The organism is Caballeronia sp. GAFFF2 (assembly GCF_023631485.1).
Classification (GTDB): Bacteria; Pseudomonadota; Gammaproteobacteria; order Burkholderiales; family Burkholderiaceae; genus Caballeronia.
The window spans coordinates 1-5,107 of sequence record NZ_JALQDA010000067.1; the positions used below are offsets into that span (position 1 = coordinate 1).

Genomic DNA, 5,107 nt, shown 5'->3' on the forward strand with positions numbered 1-5,107 from the left:
AGAAGCGACGGTGCGTTTCTTCTTCATCGGCATATCCATGACTTTTACCTCTCATAATATGCCTCGCCCACAGAATTGCGGATAGGTCCCGTGGCCGTTGACCGTAGCAATGCGCGCTGGTGTTCGGACGGCTTTGAGTTCCGATGCGACGATGGTCAGCCGCTTCGCGTGACGTTTGCGCTGGACTGCTGCGGCCATAGCGGCGACATCGTGCGCGATGTGATGCTCGCAGCGGTGGAGCAACGCTTCGGAAACACGCAGCCCGCGCAGACCATCGAATGGCTGTCGGACAATGGCTCGGCCTACATCGACCATCGCACACGCCGCTTCGCGCGCGAGCTAGGACTGGTGCCACTGACTACACCCGTTCGCTCGCCGCAGAGCAACGGTATGGCCGAGCGGTTCGTGAAAACGATGAAGCACGATTACGCGGCCTTCATGGACAAACCTGATGTGCCTACGGCGCTCACACATCTGGCCGCTGCCTTCGAGCAATACAATGAGCGCCACCCGCACAAAGCCCTGAAATACCGCTCACCTCGTGAGTTCAGGCGGGCTGCGGCATCAGCAACTTAACGACGTCTGAGTGTCCTGAGATACAGGGGCAACTACAGTCGGGCGTTCCGCTCCCAGTCCTAAAGTTTGACAGCATCGCGTCGTTATACAAACACTGGTTGGGCACTCTCAGGTCCAACCCTCGGTTAGGGCGCGCTTCGGTGCGCCCTTTTTTTGCTTTAATCACTTCGCAGCGCCCTCCGCTATCTACGTTACATCTTCACGCAACCTCCGCTACATAAAGTCAGCGGCATCCATAAGCCCCCCTTCCAAAATTTGAAAAACTACGCTTTGGTACTTTAATAACAAGGGGCACTTCTTAAATAACACCGTGGCGACACGGAAAGAGGATCGGCCAGCGACGGCTGAAAAGTATTGGTTGACTATGGAAGGCATTTCCCCTGCTAACGGACGACTCAAACTGTTCCCGAAGCAGGTATCGTTATCAATCTTTCGCGATCTCTGCTATCCAGATAAAGTTACTTCTCCCTGTGATGCTGAAGCTTCAAAGCGAAAGCCGCGCTCTAGAAACGTTTTCGTGTGCCGATATCTTAGGGATCGACAAACCAAACCGGACGGTAAAAACATGAACAACGATCAACACGATATTGAACAGCGGGTGCGCTTGGCAGGTAGCAACATGTTTGAGTTGTTGCTATTTCGCCTTGGTGCTACCCGCGGTACAGGCGCCCGCGAACTCTACGGAATCAATGTCTTCAAAGTTCGAGAAATCGTCGCAATGCCCAAGCTCACCGAACTGGCAGGGTCGTCTGACAAGATCCTTGGCGTCGCGGATGTTCGTGGCGAAATCATCCCCGTCATCGACCTTGCGAGAGTCACCGGATGTACCCCGCGCGAAGGAAATCGCATCCTGCTGGTGACGGAGTTCGCTCGCACGACCCAAGGCTTCGCTGTGGAGGAGGTCGACGATATTGTTCGCCTGGAGTGGAACCGCGTCCTCTCGGCCGAAGGACATTCGAGCGGCAAAACCGTGACCAGCATAGCCCGACTTGACGCACACGCTGGCGGTAGACTCGCGCAGGTGCTCGACGTTGAGCAAATTCTGCGCGACGCCCTGCCTGCCAGTGAACCAGAAATCAACGAACAGAATACGGGCCGCCTTACTCTGCCGCCTGGTGCGCGGGTGCTGGCCGCGGATGATTCCGGCGTCGCGCGAGCCCTTATCGAAGAAAGTTTGAAGTCGATGGGGGTACCCTTCATCATGGCCAAGACCGGACAAGAGGCGTGGGATCTGCTGGAGAAAGCAGGCGAGAAAGCAGTTAAGGAAGGCAAGAAAGTCACGGACGACATCGCGTTGGTACTGACGGATCTCGAAATGCCGGAGATGGACGGGTTCACGCTTACCCGCAAGATCAAAGCTGCTGCTGGACTGCAGATGATCCCAGTTGTCATCCACTCGTCGCTGTCGGGCTCGGCGAACGAGCAGCACGTCAGAAAGGTTGGCGCCAACGCTTATGTGTCGAAGTTCGTTGCGGCAGAGCTCGCTGCCGTCATGCGTCAGGCAATGTCCAAGGTTGCAGCGTGAACGACATGTCTGGCAACCGACCCATGCGACCGTTTCCAACCGGACTCGGTGCGAGTGCGGTTTGGCAAGTCGGCGACGCTCGCAAGCTCACCTTGTTCGTCGTCGATCAATCCATTCCGTTGTATAACGTCGTAATCGGAAGCTTGCGCTTCTTTGCCAATGCTGACCAAATAATTGAATTCGTCGATTGGCTTGACGCGGCGCCACAGGAACCACCATCGCACCCGACGTGGAAATGGGTGTTTGAAAGTGGCTTTGATCAATCGATCGATGGGTCACGATCCAAAGGTTGGCGTTTGAAGCACAATTGAATGCAGCCCGCGTGGGCTGAGACCTCAGATTTTCGCCGCAACCGCGTGTTAGGACTTCTGCATTGCGGGGAGAGCGGTCGGAACCCACTCATCTAATGCGCCAGCACTCCGCGCTTAATGCGCAGCGTGAGGCGCTTTTGTCGAAGTTACCTAGCGCGTCATATCCGGCTCAAAAGCTTAAGTCGCTGCACTCCACTGCAAGAACGCCTCAAGACGCCTGGCTAAAAATACGATTCATCATTCTTGGCCATAAGAGCTCAGGGAGCGCATCAAGTTCCATTTACGTCTCCGAGACGCGCCCCCGCTAAAAGCGTACCGCTCGTACACAATCAGCTCACCAATCTTAAAAAGTAGTTGGCGGTTAACGTCACGTCCGTGAGTGCGAGACAAGTGTAGCTTTGTAGGAAGCGACGCCAGTCGTTACGCGATGGATAACACCTTTGGAGGCAGCACATACTTTCCACCATGACTGCTCTCAATGAAAAAACGATACGGCATCCGTGAGCTTTCGACCCTGCCCATCCAGCGACTGCGCAGCAGCGGCTGCTTCTTCGACCAGCGCCGCATTCTGTTGCGTTACGACGTCCATCTGCGTAATAGCCAGGTTGACTTGTTCAATTCCCTTACTCTGTTCAGACGAAGCACTGGCGATCTCCCCCATGATATCGGTGACGCGTCTCACGGCGTGCGTGAGTTCGGTCATGGTCGTGCCGGCGTCGTTCGCATGGTCTGCGCCATCAGCGATTTGAGCAACGGACATGGTAATGAGATCCTTGATCTCCTTTGCGGCGGTTGAAGAACGCTGTGCGAGCGTTCGCACTTCACCTGCTACGACTGCAAAACCACGGCCCTGCTCACCTGCACGAGCCGCTTCAACGGCCGCATTAAGTGCCAGAATGTTGGTCTGAAATGCAATACCTTCGATGATGCTGGTGATAGCAGAAATCTGCGACGAGCTTGAACTGATTGTGCTCATCGTCTGAATCACCTGGTCGACGGCCTGATTGCCCTTATGCGCTATTTCTGAAGCGTGAGCGGCAAGCGAGCTAGCCTGCTGCGCGTTCTCGGAATTCTGCTTTACCGTCGAGGTCAGTTCATCCATGCTGGACGCAGTTTGCTGAAGCGCCGATGCTTGCTGTTCGGTTCGGGACGATAAATCAATGTTACCCGTGGCAATCTCAGTTGAACCGGAAGCGATATTGTCCGCCGCTGACCGGACCTCACCAATCATCTTGACGAGACTACCCTGCATGGTATGCATGGACGACAGCACGCTTCCATCGGCTGATTTATGGGCACCATCGATCGCGCGTAGATTTCCCTTCGCAACCCGTTGCGCGATGTTCGCCAGCACGCCAGGCTCGGCGCCGAGCGCGCGCAAGATACTGAGGGTGATGATCGCACCCGCAAAGATTGCGATCGACAAGGTTGCAATGGATAGTGCTATCAGCAGATTGCGCTGATGCTCGAATCGAACTTGTGCCTCACTAACCATCTGGACTGCACGGGCATGGGTCGCATCGGTGTAGGCGTTGGTCGCGCGCTTAAGATCCGCCAAGAGCGGACGACATTTATTGTTGATATCAGCGATGGCGGCCTCACGTTGACCGTCCATGGCAAGCCGGACAATCTCAAGGGCGACGGGCCGGTAGAGCCGTTCGATGCGAGGAATTTCAGTGGCGAGCTCATGAGCTTGCGCAGGCATGTCTGTAGCGGCAGCAACCATCCGATTGAATTCGACGAGACGAACCTCGATTGTCTGCTCTGCCTTCAGAACAGCCTGGTGCTCAAGCTCGATGTCCGCAGGTGTCGTGACAAGCGCTAGATTGCGTACTGCCTCTGCGCGGTCATCGACTGCGGCGCGGATGGCCGTGGCCATTTCCGCGCGAGCATTGATGCCGTTGATAAATCCCTCGAATCGCGCGTTCGCATCGTTAAGCGAGCTAAAGGCCATACCAGCGATCATAAGAACGATCAGGCTCAGAGTTCCGAATGACGCGGCCAGTTTTGCCTTGATTGTCCAAGTTCCTTTTTTCATCTTTTTTCCGAAATGCATGAGTGGGAAACAAGGGTCATTCGGCACGAACGCACCCTCCGATATCTTTCGGCTTAACGGCGAGAAACACAGGTTCCTTGAGCCAATGCGTCGCCATCCCGTGACGGCATCTGCTATTGCACGCAAAGGGACATGTTGTCGGAAAGAAATACTGTCAACAAATCGCTCAACTAATAGCAAATTTCGAGTTTTCAGTATCAGCTTCAGAGGGTATCGGTCGTTAAGCATATTCGGGTACGGCCGCGGGCCGTATTGCGAGAAAGTGGCAAATAACCGCCTATATTAAGTATTTTCCCTGAGAGAAAAGATGCTCCACAATCTAAATGTCAAAAGTAAGCTGGCGTGTGCGTTCTCTGTTCTGACTGTCATAGTGATCTGTATTTCGATCAACTCCATTTACGCGCTCAATCAGTCACGACAAGCATTCGAGTCTTATTTGGAAGGTGTTAATGCTCGCGCAAACGTTGCCGCGCAACTACGCGCGGCGGTCGACCGACGCGCCATCGCCGCGCGCAATATTGTGTTGGTCACCACCGCGTCTGATCTTGCACTGGAGAAGACAGATGTCGTCGCGGCCCATTCCGACGTTCAGGCACATCTGACGGAACTCAAGCGGCTGGTTGCGAGACCCGATGCATC

Annotated in this window: 3 protein-coding genes and 2 pseudogenes; 4 read left to right on the top strand and 1 reads right to left on the bottom strand. The window is 54.8% G+C overall.

The window, feature by feature from the left end; genetic code table 11:
• Positions 1-66: 66 nt before the first annotated feature.
• The 3 genes and pseudogenes from NCT04_RS33990 to NCT04_RS34000 form a co-directional block, all read left to right on the top strand.
• Positions 67-576 (top strand): annotated as a pseudogene (locus tag NCT04_RS33990) (integrase core domain-containing protein); the annotation flags it as partial.
• A 565-nt stretch (positions 577-1,141) separates the two neighbouring features.
• Positions 1,142-2,101, top strand: coding sequence for a chemotaxis protein (locus NCT04_RS33995; protein ID WP_244832080.1), 960 nt, complete (start codon positions 1,142-1,144; stop codon positions 2,099-2,101).
• Positions 2,098-2,412, top strand: a complete 315-nt coding sequence (locus tag NCT04_RS34000) for a hypothetical protein (RefSeq protein WP_250470214.1) — start codon at positions 2,098-2,100, stop codon at positions 2,410-2,412. Before NCT04_RS33995 ends, NCT04_RS34000 begins: the two co-directional genes overlap by 4 nt.
• A 475-nt stretch (positions 2,413-2,887) precedes the next feature.
• On the opposite strand, the gene NCT04_RS34005 is transcribed toward NCT04_RS34000, so the two are convergent.
• Entirely contained in the window at positions 2,888-4,450 is a 1,563-nt protein-coding gene (locus NCT04_RS34005) for a methyl-accepting chemotaxis protein (RefSeq protein WP_250470216.1), read from the bottom strand.
• A gap of 325 nt (positions 4,451-4,775) precedes the next feature.
• Here NCT04_RS34005 and NCT04_RS34010 point away from each other — a divergent pair.
• Positions 4,776-5,107: pseudogene (locus NCT04_RS34010) on the top strand (MCP four helix bundle domain-containing protein); the annotation flags it as partial.

Excerpts from the sequence above, each read along its gene's own strand:
- NCT04_RS33995 (WP_244832080.1), top strand. The coding sequence starts at position 1,142 with ATGAACAACGATCAACACGATATTGAACAGCGGGTGCGCTTGGCAGGT.
- NCT04_RS34005 (WP_250470216.1), bottom strand. The coding sequence starts at position 4,450 with ATGAAAAAAGGAACTTGGACAATCAAGGCAAAACTGGCCGCGTCATTC.